The sequence below is a fragment of the Pseudomonas sp. App30 genome, assembly GCF_047947025.1.
Classification (GTDB): Bacteria; Pseudomonadota; Gammaproteobacteria; order Pseudomonadales; family Pseudomonadaceae; genus Aquipseudomonas.
Map to the genome: position 1 here is coordinate 5868914 of NZ_CP133165.1, position 14661 is coordinate 5883574.

A 14661-nucleotide genomic window follows, 5' to 3' on the forward strand; every position below is an offset into this window, starting at 1 on the left:
CACCACCGCGTTCCCTGCATGATCCTGATCAATGCAGTCGTATCAGGGTTTTTCACCCTTGTAGCGACGCAGGGCGATGTCGGCCAGGCAGGCTTCCAGCTCTTCCAGGTGGTCGATCACCGAGTGCACCCCCAGGGCGAACAGCTTCAGCGTGGCCTTGCCGCGCAGCAGGTCGCGCTCGCGCGCTTCCAGTTCGCCCCATTGCTCGACGGACAGCCCGCACAGCGGCCCGCACGACGCCAGGCCCACGGTCCACAGCCCGGCGTTGAGCCCCGACTGCAACAGCCGCGGGTTGCCGCTGACCAGCACGCAGCCGTCCAGGCGCGAGACGTTCAAGTGCATCAGTGCCTGCCAGCAGGCATCGGGGGCGGGCCAGGGGTTGCCATCGGGCACGCCGACGGCTTTTACCCAGCGCGGCAGCGGTGCGGCCAGGGGCAGGGCGAGGGTGTCGTCCAGTTCATCCAGCCACGCGCAGGGCACGCCCTGGTGACGCAGCAGTTTCAACGCTTGCAGGGCGCCGGGGGTCGGGCCGGCGTCGGGTTCGGTGCGTGCGCCGAAATCCACCAGGCAGCCGCTCAGGCCGAACAGCAGCGCGGTGAAAGTGGGGACGCAGGGTGCGGTGTCAGGCATGTCGGCTTCCCTGTTTGGACCGATGAAGGCTACGGGGAATGCGTGACAGTTGTATGAATCCGGCGTGACGCTACTTTGGTCGGAGAATGCCCACCTTGCGACTAAACTGACGCAGTTGGTCCAGAAGCCTTATACTGTGTCACTTTGTAATGCGGCCCCGCAGCGGGGGCGTGAATCGAATCCAAGGAGTAACATCTATGCGCTTGATCGGTACGGGTGTGATCGATCGTCTGGCCAAGGCCTGCCTGATCGCCGGCGTAGTCCTGGCCCCGGTTGTGGCCCAGGCCGCCGATGAAGACCCATGGGAAGGGGCCAACCGCGTCATTTTCCGCTTCAACGACACGTTGGATACCTACGCGCTGAAGCCGATCGCCAAGGGCTACCAGTGGATCACGCCGCAGTTCATGCAGGATGGCGTGCACAACTTCTTCAACAACATCGGTGACGTCGGCAACTTCGCCAACGACGTGCTGCAGGCCAACCCCCAGGCCGCCGGCGTCGACACCGCGCGCCTGCTGCTCAACACCACCCTGGGCGTCGCCGGCCTGTTCGACGTGGGTACCCGCATGGGCCTGCAGCGCAACGACCAGGACTTCGGCATCACCCTGGGCAAGTGGGGCGTGCCGAGCGGCCCGTACGTGATGATCCCGCTGCTGGGCCCGAGCACCGTGCGTGACGGCATCGCCAAGTACCCGGACAGCTTCACCCAGCCGTACCGCTACATGGACGACATGTCGCTGCGCAACAGCCTGTTCGCCCTGAGCATCGTCGACACCCGCGCCCAGCTGCTGCAGGCCGAGAAGATGATCAACGGCGACAAGTACATCTTCATCCGCAACGCCTACCTGCAGACGCGCGAATACAAGATCAAGGACGGCCACGTCGTCGACGATTTCTGATTCACCGCGGCATGAAAAAAAGGCGACCCGTGTGGTCGCCTTTTTGTTGCTCAGCGCATCTCCACGATGCTCAGGCCGATGGTCTGCAAGCCGGCGCCCAGTTCCTCGATGCGCACCACCTCCGCCTGGGCGTCGAGGTCGCGCAGCGCCGCGTGCTCGGAGGGCAGGTGCACGCCCACCACGTCACCCACCCGCAACGCGCTGCGCGCCTCGATCTGCATGCCGGTGCTGGACAGGTCGCGGCACACGCCCAGCACGCGCTGGCCGTCGACGATGAGAAACACCTTGGCGTTGATCGTCATGCGGATGAAATCACGTTTTTCGGCGAAGTCGCGCTCGGCTTGGGACATGGGCTGCATCCTTCCATTAGGTTGCTTGCGGATAGGTTTTTATAACCCCCGGTGATTTGCGCTGTAAAGACAGCAAGCGACCATCGGCACACGCTTGAAACACCCGGCGGATGGGAGTACCGTCTGCGCCTTAGAGGGCACCTCTGGTTCAGTGTGGCAGGCTTTGGCCTTGCAACCACTGCCAAGAGAGGCTAGAAGTGAATCCAGTAAGCGAGCTCAGGCCCGGCCGAGTACCTTACGCCAACCAATTTCTGGCGCCGTTTGCCCACATGCAGAAAACCAGTGCCACGCTGCTGATAATCGATGATGACGACGTAGTGCGTGCGAGTCTCGCCGCCTACCTGGAAGACAGTGGTTTCAGCGTCCTGCAGGCCTGCAACGGCCTGGAGGGACTTCAGGTATTCGAGCAGGAACAGCCCGATCTCGTGATCTGCGACTTGCGCATGCCGCAGGTCGGCGGCCTTGAGCTGATCCGCCAGGTCACCGAGCGCGCGCCGGACATGCCGGTGATCGTGCTGTCCGGTGCCGGGGTCATGAACGACGCCGTCGAGGCCTTGCGCCTGGGTGCGTCCGACTACCTGATCAAGCCCCTCGAAGACCTGGCGGTGCTCGAGCACTCGGTGCGCCGGGCGCTCGACCGTGCCTGGTTGCTGAAGGAAAACCAGCGTTATCGCGAAAAGCTGGAAACCGCCAACCGCGAACTGGAAGCCAGCCTGCACCTGTTGCAGGAGGACCAGAACGCCGGGCGCCAGGTGCAGATGAACATGCTGCCCGAGAGCCCGTGGGTGGTCGACGGCTTCACCTTCGAGCACCAGATAATCCCCTCTTTGTACCTTTCAGGTGATTTCGTCGACTGTTTTCGCGTTGATGAGCGTAGAGTGGCATTCTATCTGGCTGACGTTTCCGGGCATGGTGCCTCCTCGGCCTTCGTGACCGTGCTGTTGAAATTCATGACCACGCGCCTGATGTTCGAATTCAAGCGCAATGGCACGCTGCCGGAGTTCAAGCCGTCGGAAGTGCTGGGCCACATCAACCGCGGGCTGATCAACTGCAAGCTGGGCAAGCATGTGACCATGGTGGGCGGGGTGATCGACGAAGACACAGGTCTGCTGACCTACAGTATCGGCGGGCACTTGCCGCTGCCGGTGTTCTTCAGCCAGGGCCAGGTGCGTTACCTGGAAGGACGTGGCTTGCCGGTGGGGCTGTTCAACGAAGCCACCTACACTGACCACGTGCTGGAATTGCCGGAGAGCTTCAGCTTGACCTTGTTCTCTGATGGCATTCTGGACCTTTTGCCCGGCGAAACACTCAAAGATAAAGAGGCTGCCTTGCCGGAAATCGTCAAGGAAGTCGGCGGCGGCCTGGATGGCCTGCGGCGCAAGTTTGGATTGGCCACGCTTGGGGAGATGCCGGATGATATCGCCCTGATGGTGCTAAGCAGGAACCTAGAATGAGTACTGGTAGAATCCAGTTCGCTGAACAAAATGGCACTTTCGTGCTGAAATTTGTTGGTGAAGTGCGCCTGACCCTGTGTTCGGCGCTGGATGCGACTATTGAGAAGATCTTCACTGCCCTGAACTTCTCGGCGATCGTCATCGATCTCACCGAGACGCGCAGCATTGACAGCACCACGCTGGGCCTGTTGGCCAAGCTGTCGATCCTGTCGCGGCAGAAGGTTGGCTTGCTGCCCACCGTGGTCACGACCCACGAGGACATTACGCGCCTGCTGCAATCCATGGGCTTCGACCAGGTGTTCAACATCGTCGGCCGGCCGATCCCGTGCCCCGAGTGCCTGACCGACCTGCCGTCCCAGGACCAGTCCGAAGACATCGTGCGCACCAAGGTGCTGGAGGCGCACAAGATCCTCATGGGCCTGAACGACTCCAACCGCGAGGCGTTCCACGACCTGGTCAGCGCCCTCGAACGCAGCTGACCCGGCTCGCTTTTGTAGGAGCCGAGCTTGCTCGCGATGCGGCCACCGCAACTCTTCCGCCAGGCCAGGCACAAAAAAGGGCGACTCCCATGGGAGTCGCCCTTTTTCATTGCTGCGGCGCGATCAGATCTTGGCTTTGAGCAGCGCTTCCAGTTTTTCCTGGTCGCGGGCGAACTGGCGAATGCCTTCGGCCAGCTTCTCGGTGGCCATGGCGTCCTCGTTGGACTCCCAGCGGAACTGCGCCTCGGTCAACGGGTGCTTGGCTTCGCCGCCATTGCCTGGCTTGAGCTTGTGCGCCAGGGTGCCGGTGTCATCCGACAGCTTCTGCAGCAGCTCGGGGCTGATGGTCAGGCGGTCGCAACCGGCCAGCTCTTCGATCTGGCTGATGTTGCGGAAGCTGGCGCCCATCACCACGGTGTCGTAGCCGTTGGCCTTGTAGTAGTTGTAGATGCGGGTGACCGACTGTACGCCCGGGTCCTCGGCGCCAGTGTATTCCTGGCCGGTGGACTTCTTGTACCAGTCGTAGATGCGGCCCACGAACGGCGAGATCAGGAACACCCCGGCGTCGGCGCAGGCGGCGGCCTGGGCGAACGAGAACAGCAGGGTCAGGTTGGTCTGGATACCTTCCTTCTCCAGCTTCTCGGCGGCGCGGATGCCTTCCCAGGTGGACGCCAGCTTGATCAGCACGCGGTCGCGGCCAACGCCGGCCTTGTCGTACAGGTCGATCAACTGGTGGGCCTTGCCCAGCAGGGCTGGTTCGTCGAACGACAGGCGGGCGTCCACTTCAGTGGAGATGCGGCCCGGGATCACCTTGAGGATACCGCTGCCCACCGACACCGCGAAGCGGTCGCAGGCCAGGCCGATATCGCCCTTCACGTCGCGCACGGCGTCGTTCAGCAGCTCGGCGTAGCCGGGCATCGACGCGGCCTTGAGCAGCAGCGAAGGGTTGGTGGTGGCGTCCACGGGCTTGAGGCGGCTGATCGCATCGATGTCACCGGTGTCGGCAACCACAGTGGTAAATTGCTTGAGTTGTTCCAGCTTGGAAGTCATGAGCGTGCTCTGTCCTGTGCGATTGAGTGACATTACCCGACCGCCGCCAAGCGCTCAAGCGCTGCGGCCACCGGGTGGAAGAAGACTGCCGTTTAGAGCCCCAAAAGGCCGCAACGGTTCCCCGTAGCAGCTGCCGAAGGCAGCGTCACGTGCGCAACGTCCATGACGCGGCCTGGCGGCCGCTGCTACAGGGCATCAGCGACCTTCGAGCAACCCACCTGCCTGGTCCAGCAACCCCAGCGGGTCGTTGGTCTTGTGAATGTCCACCGACAGCAACTGGCGGAACTTGCGTGCCCCCGGGAAACCCTGGCCCAGGCCGAGGATATGCCGGGTCACGTGGTGCATCGCGCCACCTTCCTCGATATGCCGGGCGATATAGGGGCGCATCTTCGCCAGGGTTTCGGCACGGGAAATCACCGGCGCCGTGCTGCCGAACAGCTCCTGGTCCACCGTCGCCAGCAGGTACGGGTTGTGATACGCCTCGCGGCCCAGCATCACCCCGTCAAACGTATTCAGGTGCGCCTGGCACTCGGCCATGGTTTTGATGCCGCCGTTCAGCACGATTTCAAGGTCCGCGAAATCAGCCTTCAACTGCGCCGCCACGTCATAGCGCAGCGGCGGAATATCACGGTTCTCCTTGGGCGACAGGCCCTCCAGGATTGCAATGCGCGCGTGCACGGTAAAACTGCGGCACCCGGCCTCACGCACCTGGCCGACGAAATCGCACAGCTCGGCATAACTGTCGCGGCCATTGATACCGATGCGGTGCTTCACCGTCACCGGAATCGACACCGCATCGCGCATCGCCTTCACGCAATCGGCCACCAGAGCCGGGTGCCCCATCAGGCACGCGCCGATCATGTTGTTCTGCACCCGGTCACTGGGGCAACCCACGTTCAGGTTCACCTCGTCATACCCGGCCTCCTGCGCCAGGCGCGCGCACGCCGCCAGGTCTGCCGGCGTGCTGCCACCCAGTTGCAGGGCCAGCGGATGCTCGGTGTCGTCGTGGCGCAGAAAGCGCGCGGCGTCACCGTTGAGCAGCGCGCCGGTGGTGACCATCTCGGTGTAGAGCAGGGCGTTGGCGGAGAGCAGGCGCAGGAAGAAGCGGCAGTGGCGGTCTGTCCAGTCCATCATGGGGGCCACGCTGAAGCGGCGCGAGGGTTCAACGGCAGTTACGGCAGCGGTATTGGAAGACATATTGCTCGGACATTCTGGGCGTAGGGGCGGCATGGTCAGGGTGCATGCTGCCGAGGGCCCATGGGTGATGGGCGGATCTAGGCCGCTATTCTACCAGACCCGCCCGCAGCCCGGGTTTCCGCTTATTCCAATGACGCCACCAGCGCCCGGCCGAAGCTGGCTGTGCTGAATAGCTCCGAGAAGGCCGCGCGCAGGTCATCGCCCGTTGTGCAGGTGAACTCTTCCCCTTCAAATGACAGCACGCAAGGGAAGCCATCGGTGTGCTGGCGCCACTTCGCGATGACCGACGTGGTCGAAGCGCCCTGTGTTGTCACGGTGATTTGGATGACATCTTCGGGGGCGTATTCGCTGGTGACTTCGGTGAAGAAGCTGGTCACTGATTTTATTGATGCGACGGTGGATACCGTTCGTGCAAGCTTGAGGTTTACCGATTCGTCGAATCGCGCCAGGTCCAGGTTGATGGCCTCGAATATCGTGTTGACTTCACAGGTGGCAGCATCGGCCTCGCGCGCCTTGCACATTCCCTGTTTTACGGCGTCTAGAAAGTTCATGGGGTGGCGCTCTTGAGAGTCAGGAAGATAGGGTAGTGGTCTGATACTTTTTTCCATTCCTTGGCGGGTATCTCATTGAGCACCGCTCTATCCGCCACTTTCCAGCAGCGCAAGGCCGCCGAGCACAGCATCATGTGGTCGAACATCAGCAGCGAGGACACGCCCTTGCCACTGGTGAGGAACGTGCCGGGAGGCAGTTCGCTGCAACTGGGCGACCCCATCAGGGGCCAGAATGGGTTGAACAGGGCGTTTTTCCGGGTCTTGAGCAGCGATACATCGCGGGTGGCGCCCAGCCCATGTACAACGGAGGGGTCAAAGGGCTCGTCGTTGTAGTCGCCGCACAGAATGATGGGCGCGCCTGGGTTTTCACGACGAATCTTCGTCACCGTCGCATTTAGCGCCACGCCCAGCTTGAAACGCGAGGGTGAGCCCTCTGGCAGGGTATTACGGCTTTGCCAGTGAGACAGCCCGATGAATACAAGCCCAAGGCCGTGCAACTCAAGGCATATGAAAACACCTGCTTTCAGCCACGTGTCGTAAGTGGTATCACGAGCGTTGGCGTACTGCGGCGTACCCCTCGGAACAAGCCGGGTTGTGTTGTAGATCAGGCACAAGTCGTCAATGGAGCGGCCTTTTTTGTAAAGGCTGATGACCTTGAAGTGTGAGAGGGCGGGGCGTTGTAGCAATTGCTCAATATGTTCGATATCCGTGTCATCAACTTCGCATAGTCCAACGATGTCCGAATTCCGGTCCTGCAGCAGCGACCTGATGATTTCATCGAAGGCCGGGGTGATGGGGTATCGCGAGGCGCCTGCCGCCGGTGGTGCAAGTCGATAGTTTCACCATGTCATGTTCAGCATCACGAGAGTCAGCCTTCAGGTCATTGCCGCGTTGCAATTGATCGCTGCTCACTCCTTTATCGTCTTGAAGTTGCCGCAGAGTCTGGAGGTCGGAATTGTATCGTGGCGGCCGCTTCGGACAATCCTTGAACTGTTACCCTTTGAGACCCGTCACCGTGCCGAAAGGTATTCGCGCAGCCGCGCCTGCAGCCGGTCGATACCGTCGCTGCGCGCCAGGAACGCTTCCACGCCAGTCACCTCCCAGCGCTGGCCTTCATCACCAAACACCACCTGTTCGAAGGTGCCCACCGGCACCTGGGCGACGAAGAACCAGGTATCCAGCCCGTTCATGCCCTGGCCAGGGTAGGCGCGGGTCCAGACGATCCAGCTTTCATCCAGGGTCAAGCCGAACTCTTCCCAGGTCTCGCGGGCGGCGCACTGCACAGGCGTTTCATCGCCCTCACGGCCACCACCGGGCAAGTCCCACAGCCCCGGCCAGGGGATGCTCGGTTTGTCGTCGCGCTGGTAGGTGAGGATCTGGCCTTCGCACAGCAGGGCGATCTTGGCGCCGGAAAAGGGCGGGTGGGGCGGCATGGCGAATCCTCGGCAGGGCTTGGCGCCACTCTACAGGGCGGTGCGGGCGGTGCATAAGGTATCCTTGCGCGCCCACCCACAAGGATTGCCGGGAGCACCGCCTCGATGAGCATCAACCTGCAGATTCGCGACCTGGTCTACTTCATCAAGGTCGCCGAACTGGGCCACCTGGGGCGGGCGTCCGAGGCGCTGCATATCTCCCAGTCGGCGTTGTCCAAGTGCATCGACCGCCTGGAAAGCGCCTACGACGCCGAGCTGTTCGAGCGCATCGGCCGCGGCATCCGCCTCACCGATGCCGGGCAGTTGCTGCGCGACCGCTCGCTGCTGATCGAGCGCATGCTCGACGAAACCCACCGGCAGACCTCGTCGCTGGGCAAGGGCCTGGCCGGCACCATTCGCGTCGGCGCGGCAGCCACCACCGCCGAATACCTGATGCCGCGTGCTTGCCGGCTGTTGCAGGAAGAAGCGCCGGCGGTGGTGCTGGATTTGCAAATTGGCATGAACGACGTGCTGCACGACTCCCTGCGCAAGGACCTGCTGGACTTGGTGGTGGGGCCTTTGGGCACCCGCAACGATGACTTGGTGGAGCTGCCCATCGCCAGTGACGAAGTGGTGGTGGCCGCCAGCGCCCACCACCCGCTGGCCGGGCGCCAGGTGCGGTTGGAAGCGTTGTGCGAGTACCGCTGGATTCTCTCGGCGCCATCGGTGGCCACGCGCCAGTGGCTGGACCAGGCGTTCCTGGCCCAGGGACTGCCGGCGCCGCGGGTGGCCATCGCCACCAGCTCCATCGCCGCGGTGCCCAACCTGATCACCGAGACCGGGCTGCTGAGTTTCCTCTCACGGCGCAACCTGGCCGACAGCCGCCACGGCGGCGGCCTGGTGGAAATTCCCAACCCGCTGACCACCATGGCCCGGCGTTTCGGCGTGCTGCACCGCGCTGACGGCTACCTGTCGCCGGCTACGCGGCGCTTCATTGAGATCCTGCGGTTAAATCATTCCTGCGAAGAATGATTTCTTGAAAATACGCTAATAGAAATAAAGGATAACCGCGGGGATACTTTCGGCAGCGAACAATAACAAGCCAGAGATCCTGCCCATGCCTCATACCATTCTTGTGACCGCCCCACGCCTGGCGCCCGCTGGCCTGGAACTGCTGCGGGCCCAGGGTTGCCGGGTGCTGTACGTGACACCCGAGCAAGGCCCCGCCGACATCGAACGCATTCTCGCTCGCGAGCCGGTGGACGCCGTTATCTCCCGCACCCTGGACCTGACCGCCGCCGCCATCGACGGCTGTCCTACCTTGAAAGTCATCTCCAAGCACGGCGTTGGCGTCAGCAATATCGCCGTGGCTGCCGCCACTGGGCGGGGCATCCCGGTGTACGTGACGCCCGGCGCGAATGCGCAATCGGTCACCGAAATGACCCTGGGCCTGATGTTCGCCGCCGCCCGCCGGGTCAGCTGGATGGATCGGGAAATTCGCCAGGGCCGCTGGTCTCGTGCCCAGGACGGGCTGGAGCTGAGCGGCCGGACCTTGGGCCTGATCGGCTTTGGCCAGGTGGCGCGGCGCGTGGCCCGGGCCTGCCAGGCCATCGGCATGCAGGTGCTGGTGCACGACCCGCTGCTGCCCGCCGACGCCGCGCTGGATGGCGCCGAGCGCATCGACGACTTGAGCGTGTTGCTCGGGCGCAGCCAGGTGCTCAGCCTGCACGTGCCGCTCACCGCCCAGACCCGCAACCTGATCGGCGCCGAACAGCTGGCGCTGCTGCCCGAAGGCGCGCTGCTGATCAACACCGCCCGTGGCGAAGTGGTGGACGAAGCCGCGCTGGTGCAGGCGCTGGCCAGCGGCCAACTGTACGCCGCCGGCCTCGACACCATGGCCGTGGAGCCGCTGCCGGCCGACAGCTCGCTGCTGCGCCTGGACAACGTGGTGCTGACCCCGCACGTGGGTGGCTCCACTCCGGCGGCGCTGGCTGCCATGGCCGCAGGTGCTGCGCGCAACGTGCTGGGCTTTCTCGACGGCATGCCGCCTGCTGCCAGCGCCTGCGTCAACCCACAGGTTCTTCAACACTGAACTGGAGTACTGTCATGACTGCTCAACAATGGCCTGCGGGCTACCGCATCAACCCACGCGTCGCCAGCCTGCCGGCAGACCTGGTGCAGGCCTTCCGCGAGATTCCCGTGGCGGTTGCCGGTGATTGCATGGGCCGCAGCATCGGCGCCCGCGGCCTGCGCGCCTACCATGGCGATCTGTCGCTGAAGCTCTGCGGCCCGGCCTTCACCGTGCGCGTGCGCCCCGGTGACAACCTGATGGTGCACAAGGCGCTGATGATGGTGCAGGCTGGCGACGTGCTGGTCATCGACGGCGGCGGCGACGTCAGCCAGGCGGTCATCGGCGGCCTGGTGCGCACCACCGCGCTGCGGGTGAAGCTGGGCGGCATCGTCATCGACGGCGCTGTGCGCGACCTGGAAGAACTGGCCGAGGGCATCGTCCCGGTGTTCGCTGCCGGCCACACCCACCGTGGCCCGAGCAAGGACGGCCCGGGCGAGATCAACGTGCCCATCGCCTGCGCCGGCCTGTGCGTGCTGCCCGGCGACCTGGTGCTGGGCGACGCCGACGGCGTCATCGCCATCCCGGCCCAGGACGCCGCGGCGCTGCTGCCCAAGACCCTGGCGCACCTGGACCGCGAGGCGGGCATCCGCGAGACCAACCGCGCTGGCACTGCCGACCCGGAGCGCTTCGATTCATTGCTGCGCAGCAAGGGCCTGCCCGTCTGACTGGCTAGAATGTCGGCATCATCGGTTGCGGTGATGCCGCTCGCGGCACCCCCTGTACAACTATAAAAAACAGGAAAACGCCATGCTCATGATGCTCAGTTTTATCATGTTGGCCTGCTTCATCTTCTTGCTGATGAGCAAGAAACTCTCGGCGTTGACCGCGCTGATCCTGATCCCCACGGTGTTCGCGCTGATCGGTGGCTTCCACGCCGACGTCGGCAAATTCATCCTCGATGGCGTGCGCATGGTCGCGCCCAACGGCGTGATGATGGTGTTCGCCATGCTGTTCTTCCTGACCATGACCGAGGCGGGTATGTTCGACCCGCTGGTGACGCGCATCGTCAACGCGGTGCGCGGCGACCCGGTGAAAATCTTCGTCGGCACCGTAGCGCTGGCGTTCATCGTCGCCCTGGACGGTGACGGCGCCACCATCTATATGATCGTGCTGTCGGCGTTCCTGCCCATCTACAAACGCCTGGGCCTGTCGCTGCCCATGGTGTGCTGCCTGCTGCTGCAAGTGGCGGGGCTGGGCAACATGGTGCCCTGGGGCGGGCCGACCGCACGGGCGGCCACGGCGTTGCACGTGGACGTGGGCGAGATGTTCGTGCCCATGCTGCCGGGCCTGCTGGCTTGTATGCTATGGACCTTCGCCCTGGCCTGGCTGTTCGGCCGCCGCGAGCGCGCGCGCCTGGGCGGTGCCATTGACCTCAACGGTCATTTTGCCGACCACAAGGAGCACCGTGGCGACAGCGGCTGGCGCTTCGTCTTCAACTGGTGCCTGACGGTGCTGCTGATCCTGGCGCTGTGCCTGGAACTGCTGCCGCTGAGCTACCTGTTCATGATTGCCGCGTGCCTGGCGCTGGTGGTCAACTTCCCGCGGCTCAAGGATCAGCAGGCGCAGCTGGAGCTGCATGCGCCGCCGATCCTGGCGGTGTCCAGCCTGATCTTCGCCGCCGGCGTGTTCACCGGCGTGCTGACCGGCACCGGCATGGCCGACTCGGTGGCCCAGGGCCTGCTGAAGGTGATACCGGAAGCGTTCGGGCCGTTCATGGCGGTGATCACCGCGCTGGTGAGCATTCCGGTGACCTGGCTGGTGTCCAACGACGTGTTCTATTTCGGCATCATGCCCATCCTCGCGCAGACCGCCCAGGCCCATGGCATCAGCGCCATCGAGATGGCCCGCGCCTCGCTGATCGGCCAGCCGGTGCACATCCTCAGCCCGTTGGTGGCGTCCACCTACCTTGTGGTCAGCATGCTCAAGCTCGACTACGCCGAGAGCCAGCGCTACACCCTGCGCTGGTCGCTGGTGAGCTGCCTGATTCTGCTGGCGGTGTCGCTGCTGACCGGCATCTTCCCGCTGTTCGTTCATTGAGGTGCCCCCGTGAACTGGATAACCGACCCTTTCCTGTGGACTGCCCTGGCGCAGATCATCGCCATCGACCTGCTGCTGGGTGGCGACAACGCCGTGGTCATCGCCATGGCCTGCCGGCGTCTGCCCAAGGCGCTGCAGCGCAAGGCCATCTACGGCGGCATGGCCGGGGCCATTGGCGTGCGGGTGGTGATGCTGGGCTTCGCCATGCAGCTGCTGGCGGTGCCGTGGTTGAAGCTGGTGGGGGCGCTGTTGCTGTTGTGGATCGGCATCAAGCTGGCCGCCAACCGTGAAGATGACGCCGAGGAAATCGATGGCGGCACGCGCCTGTGGGGCGCCATCAAGGCCATCATCGTCGCCGACGTGGTGATGTCCCTGGACAACGTGCTGGCGGTGGCCGGGGCAGGGCGGGGCAACGTCTACCTGGTAGTGGCGGGCGTGCTGATCAGCATCCCCATCATCGTCCTGGGCAGCCGCTTCGTGCTGGCGGCGATGCAGCGCTGGCCGTGGCTGGTGCAAGCGGGCGCGGGGTTGATCGGCTGGATCGCGGGGGGCATGGCCGGTGACAGCGCGCGGCTGGTGCCGGGGTTGGTCGAGGTGACGTGGCTGCATTGGCCGGCGAGTGCGGCGGGGGCAGTGCTGGTGGTGGCCTTGGGCGCCTGGTTGGGCAGCCACCAGCCGGCCGCCCAGGCTTCGCGTCGTCTGTGACGCGGCCTGCGGCCGCTGCTACAGGGGTGCAACTGGCTTTCGTGGGAGTGGGCTCTGCCCGCGAAAAGAACAATACGGTTTGCCTGAGCCTCTGCATTGAGGCCTTCGCGGGCAGAGCCCGGTCCCACAGGGAGGGTCGTAGCAACAATTACCTTGGCAGAGATTACTGCGGCCGTCCTTTGTGCGAGGTCGGTTTGTTGTAGGGTAAGTCCTGGTAGGGAGGAGGGAGCCTGTGACGCGGCCTGCGGCCGCTGCTACAGGTCAACCCGTAGCAGCGGCCGCAGGCCGCGTCAGGGGGCTATCAGCGCACCTGGGTAATGCGCGTGATGCGATCACCATCCTTGTCATCCGCCCCCTTGGACTTGTTCACCGCAAACACGTTGCCCTGTCCATCGGTGGCGACGTGGTTGGGGAAGGTGCCGTCGTCCAGGTTGGCCACCAGCTTGCCGTCCGGGTCGACCACGGTGACGGTGCCGGCGCCGCGGTTGCTGACGTAGGCCAGGCGCTTGACCGGGTCGAAGGTGACGTTCAGCGGGCCGGCGCCGGTGGGTACCAGATGCAGGGTCTTGCCGCTGGCGACGTCGACGATGGCCAGGTTGTCGCTGTTCTGCGCGGCCACGAACAGGCGGTTGGTCTTGGCGTCGTAGGCCACGCCCATGGCCATTTTCACGCCTTCGATGGGGAACACTTTTTCCACGTTGCCGGTCTTGGCGTCGATCACCGCCGCTTCGTTGGTGCTCAGGCTCACGGTGTAGAGTTTGTGGTTCTGGGCGTCCAGGTGCAGGCTGGCGACGGTGAACGGCGCGGCGCGCTCGCCGCGCTGGTTGGACTTGATCTCGATGGTGCGTTCGACTGTCTGCTTGCCGGCGTCGAACATGACGATGGTCGAGGTGCCGGTGGCGCCTGCGAAGGCCTTGTCCAGGCCGGCGTCCACCACCACGTCACGGGCGTGGGCGACGGTGTCGGGGGCGAACTGCTTGACCAGGCCCAGGTCGGACTGGCGGTACACGGCCACGCTGTTCTGGCGGGTGTTGGTGACCCAAACGTTGCCGTTGCGGTCGTCGACGCCCACGCCGTATACGGCATAGACGTTCCCCGGCTCGCGGCCCGGGGCGGCGGCCGGGGTGGCGCGGGCTTCGACGGCCAGGGTGTTGGGGTTGAGCTTGAGCAGCTGCGATTCCTTCACCGGCGGGCGGCCCACGGCGGCGGTCACGAACACTGCGCCGCTCTTGGCGCTGACCGCCGACTGGTACAGGCCCGGCACCAGCTTGGTGCTGGTCTGCTTGAAGCGCTCGGTGCCCGACAGCGGTACCACCGGGGAAATCTTCAGCGGCAGCACGGCGGCGGCCGCCGGGTTGCTGACGGTGACCACAATTGGCTGCTGGCCCACGGCGGCGTCGGCCGGCACTTTCAGTTCGCCCTTGAAGCCGCCCTGGGCGTCAGCCACGTAGGCTTCGGCGTTGAGCACGGTGGTGCCGCGGGTCAGGGTGATGTGCTGGCCCGGCTTGAAGCCGCGGCCCATCAGGTGCACGTCGCTGCCTGCGGTGATGGCGCCGCCTTCGGCCGGCATGGCCATGATCTGGCCCTGGTAGTCCGGGTCCGGGGTGTCGAACGCCGACTGCGCCATGGCGGCCTGCATGCCCAGGCTCATCAGGCCGATCAGCGAGGCCAGCTTGCACAGTTGGCTGGCGGGGGACAGCGCGCGATTGCGAGGTTTCATCGAAGACTCCATGTTTAAAGAGGGGCATGCCCCGCGGAGGCCCGCG

General features: G+C 64.4%; 16 protein-coding genes. 8 read left to right on the top strand and 8 right to left on the bottom strand.

Going from position 1 to position 14661, the window contains the following annotated elements:
* Nucleotides 1–42: 42 nt before the first annotated feature.
* Entirely contained in the window at nucleotides 43–630 is a 588-nt protein-coding gene (locus tag RAM80_RS27060; protein WP_416423447.1) for a phosphonoacetaldehyde phosphonohydrolase-related protein, read from the bottom strand.
* Between the two features lie 197 nt (nucleotides 631–827).
* Between RAM80_RS27060 and RAM80_RS27065 the strand changes: the two genes are divergently transcribed.
* Nucleotides 828–1529, top strand: coding sequence for a VacJ family lipoprotein (locus RAM80_RS27065; protein WP_416423448.1), 702 nt, complete (start codon nucleotides 828–830; stop codon nucleotides 1527–1529).
* 50 nt (nucleotides 1530–1579) lie between these two features.
* On the opposite strand, the gene RAM80_RS27070 is transcribed toward RAM80_RS27065, so the two are convergent.
* On the bottom strand, nucleotides 1580–1879 hold the full coding sequence (locus tag RAM80_RS27070; RefSeq protein WP_416423449.1) for a PilZ domain-containing protein: 300 nt from the start codon (nucleotides 1877–1879) through the stop codon (nucleotides 1580–1582).
* Nucleotides 1880–2148: 269 nt separating this feature from the next.
* On the opposite strand from RAM80_RS27070, the gene rssB reads away from it, so the two are divergent.
* Together rssB and rssC are read left to right on the top strand one after the other, a co-directional pair.
* A complete protein-coding gene (rssB, locus tag RAM80_RS27075) occupies nucleotides 2149–3333 on the top strand; it encodes a two-component system response regulator RssB (RefSeq protein ID WP_416423450.1) in 1185 nt (394 codons plus the stop codon).
* Nucleotides 3330–3812 carry an anti-sigma factor antagonist RssC gene (gene rssC, locus RAM80_RS27080; RefSeq protein WP_416423451.1) on the top strand — a complete coding sequence of 161 codons (483 nt, stop codon included), beginning with the start codon at nucleotides 3330–3332 and terminating at the stop codon, nucleotides 3810–3812. The genes rssB and rssC overlap by 4 nt, the downstream gene beginning before the upstream one ends.
* A 123-nt stretch (nucleotides 3813–3935) precedes the next feature.
* On the opposite strand, the gene tal is transcribed toward rssC, so the two are convergent.
* From tal to RAM80_RS27105, 5 genes are all read right to left on the bottom strand, one after another.
* Entirely contained in the window at nucleotides 3936–4862 is a 927-nt protein-coding gene (tal, locus tag RAM80_RS27085; protein ID WP_416423452.1) for a transaldolase, read from the bottom strand.
* 195 nt (nucleotides 4863–5057) lie between these two features.
* On the bottom strand, nucleotides 5058–6059 hold the full coding sequence (gene dusA / locus RAM80_RS27090; protein WP_416423453.1) for a tRNA dihydrouridine(20/20a) synthase DusA: 1002 nt from the start codon (nucleotides 6057–6059) through the stop codon (nucleotides 5058–5060).
* Nucleotides 6060–6181: 122 nt separating this feature from the next.
* The gene (locus RAM80_RS27095; RefSeq protein WP_416423454.1) at nucleotides 6182–6610 is read right to left on the bottom strand and encodes a hypothetical protein; all 429 of its coding nucleotides are present in this window, start codon (nucleotides 6608–6610) and stop codon (nucleotides 6182–6184) included.
* Complete coding sequence (locus tag RAM80_RS27100; RefSeq protein WP_416427572.1) at nucleotides 6607–7404, bottom strand: endonuclease/exonuclease/phosphatase family protein; 798 nt, start codon at nucleotides 7402–7404, stop codon at nucleotides 6607–6609. The genes RAM80_RS27095 and RAM80_RS27100 overlap by 4 nt, the downstream gene beginning before the upstream one ends.
* A 216-nt stretch (nucleotides 7405–7620) precedes the next feature.
* Nucleotides 7621–8043, bottom strand: coding sequence for an NUDIX hydrolase (locus RAM80_RS27105; RefSeq protein ID WP_416423455.1), 423 nt, complete (start codon nucleotides 8041–8043; stop codon nucleotides 7621–7623).
* Nucleotides 8044–8148: 105 nt separating this feature from the next.
* Here RAM80_RS27105 and RAM80_RS27110 point away from each other — a divergent pair, with 105 nt between their 5' ends.
* The 5 genes from RAM80_RS27110 to RAM80_RS27130 all read left to right on the top strand — a co-directional run bounded on the left by RAM80_RS27110 (nucleotide 8149) and on the right by RAM80_RS27130 (nucleotide 12895).
* Complete coding sequence (locus tag RAM80_RS27110; RefSeq protein ID WP_416423456.1) at nucleotides 8149–9054, top strand: LysR family transcriptional regulator; 906 nt, start codon at nucleotides 8149–8151, stop codon at nucleotides 9052–9054.
* Between the two features lie 85 nt (nucleotides 9055–9139).
* On the top strand, nucleotides 9140–10114 hold the full coding sequence (locus RAM80_RS27115; protein ID WP_416423457.1) for a hydroxyacid dehydrogenase: 975 nt from the start codon (nucleotides 9140–9142) through the stop codon (nucleotides 10112–10114).
* 14 nt (nucleotides 10115–10128) lie between these two features.
* A complete protein-coding gene (locus tag RAM80_RS27120; protein WP_416423458.1) occupies nucleotides 10129–10818 on the top strand; it encodes an RraA family protein in 690 nt (229 codons plus the stop codon).
* Between the two features lie 82 nt (nucleotides 10819–10900).
* Entirely contained in the window at nucleotides 10901–12190 is a 1290-nt protein-coding gene (locus RAM80_RS27125; RefSeq protein WP_416423459.1) for a CitMHS family transporter, read from the top strand.
* 9 nt (nucleotides 12191–12199) lie between these two features.
* Entirely contained in the window at nucleotides 12200–12895 is a 696-nt protein-coding gene (locus RAM80_RS27130) for a TerC family protein (RefSeq protein ID WP_416423460.1), read from the top strand.
* Between the two features lie 301 nt (nucleotides 12896–13196).
* Here RAM80_RS27130 and RAM80_RS27135 read toward each other — a convergent pair whose 3' ends face one another.
* On the bottom strand, nucleotides 13197–14615 hold the full coding sequence (locus tag RAM80_RS27135; protein WP_416423461.1) for a YncE family protein: 1419 nt from the start codon (nucleotides 14613–14615) through the stop codon (nucleotides 13197–13199).
* Nucleotides 14616–14661 lie beyond the last annotated feature (46 nt).

What these genes read in the sequence shown, in the direction of transcription:
- tal (WP_416423452.1), bottom strand. Translation starts at nt 4,862, where the DNA reads ATGACTTCCAAGCTGGAACAACTCAAGCAATTTACCACTGTGGTTGCC.
- RAM80_RS27070 (WP_416423449.1), bottom strand. Translation starts at nt 1,879, where the DNA reads ATGTCCCAAGCCGAGCGCGACTTCGCCGAAAAACGTGATTTCATCCGC.
- rssC (WP_416423451.1), top strand. Translation starts at nt 3,330, where the DNA reads ATGAGTACTGGTAGAATCCAGTTCGCTGAACAAAATGGCACTTTCGTG.
- RAM80_RS27105 (WP_416423455.1), bottom strand. Translation starts at nt 8,043, where the DNA reads ATGCCGCCCCACCCGCCCTTTTCCGGCGCCAAGATCGCCCTGCTGTGC.
- RAM80_RS27065 (WP_416423448.1), top strand. Translation starts at nt 828, where the DNA reads ATGCGCTTGATCGGTACGGGTGTGATCGATCGTCTGGCCAAGGCCTGC.
- RAM80_RS27110 (WP_416423456.1), top strand. Translation starts at nt 8,149, where the DNA reads ATGAGCATCAACCTGCAGATTCGCGACCTGGTCTACTTCATCAAGGTC.
- rssB (WP_416423450.1), top strand. Translation starts at nt 2,149, where the DNA reads ATGCAGAAAACCAGTGCCACGCTGCTGATAATCGATGATGACGACGTA.
- RAM80_RS27115 (WP_416423457.1), top strand. Translation starts at nt 9,140, where the DNA reads ATGCCTCATACCATTCTTGTGACCGCCCCACGCCTGGCGCCCGCTGGC.
- dusA (WP_416423453.1), bottom strand. Translation starts at nt 6,059, where the DNA reads ATGTCTTCCAATACCGCTGCCGTAACTGCCGTTGAACCCTCGCGCCGC.
- RAM80_RS27135 (WP_416423461.1), bottom strand. Translation starts at nt 14,615, where the DNA reads ATGAAACCTCGCAATCGCGCGCTGTCCCCCGCCAGCCAACTGTGCAAG.
- RAM80_RS27120 (WP_416423458.1), top strand. Translation starts at nt 10,129, where the DNA reads ATGACTGCTCAACAATGGCCTGCGGGCTACCGCATCAACCCACGCGTC.
- RAM80_RS27060 (WP_416423447.1), bottom strand. Translation starts at nt 630, where the DNA reads ATGCCTGACACCGCACCCTGCGTCCCCACTTTCACCGCGCTGCTGTTC.
- RAM80_RS27125 (WP_416423459.1), top strand. Translation starts at nt 10,901, where the DNA reads ATGCTCATGATGCTCAGTTTTATCATGTTGGCCTGCTTCATCTTCTTG.
- RAM80_RS27095 (WP_416423454.1), bottom strand. Translation starts at nt 6,610, where the DNA reads ATGAACTTTCTAGACGCCGTAAAACAGGGAATGTGCAAGGCGCGCGAG.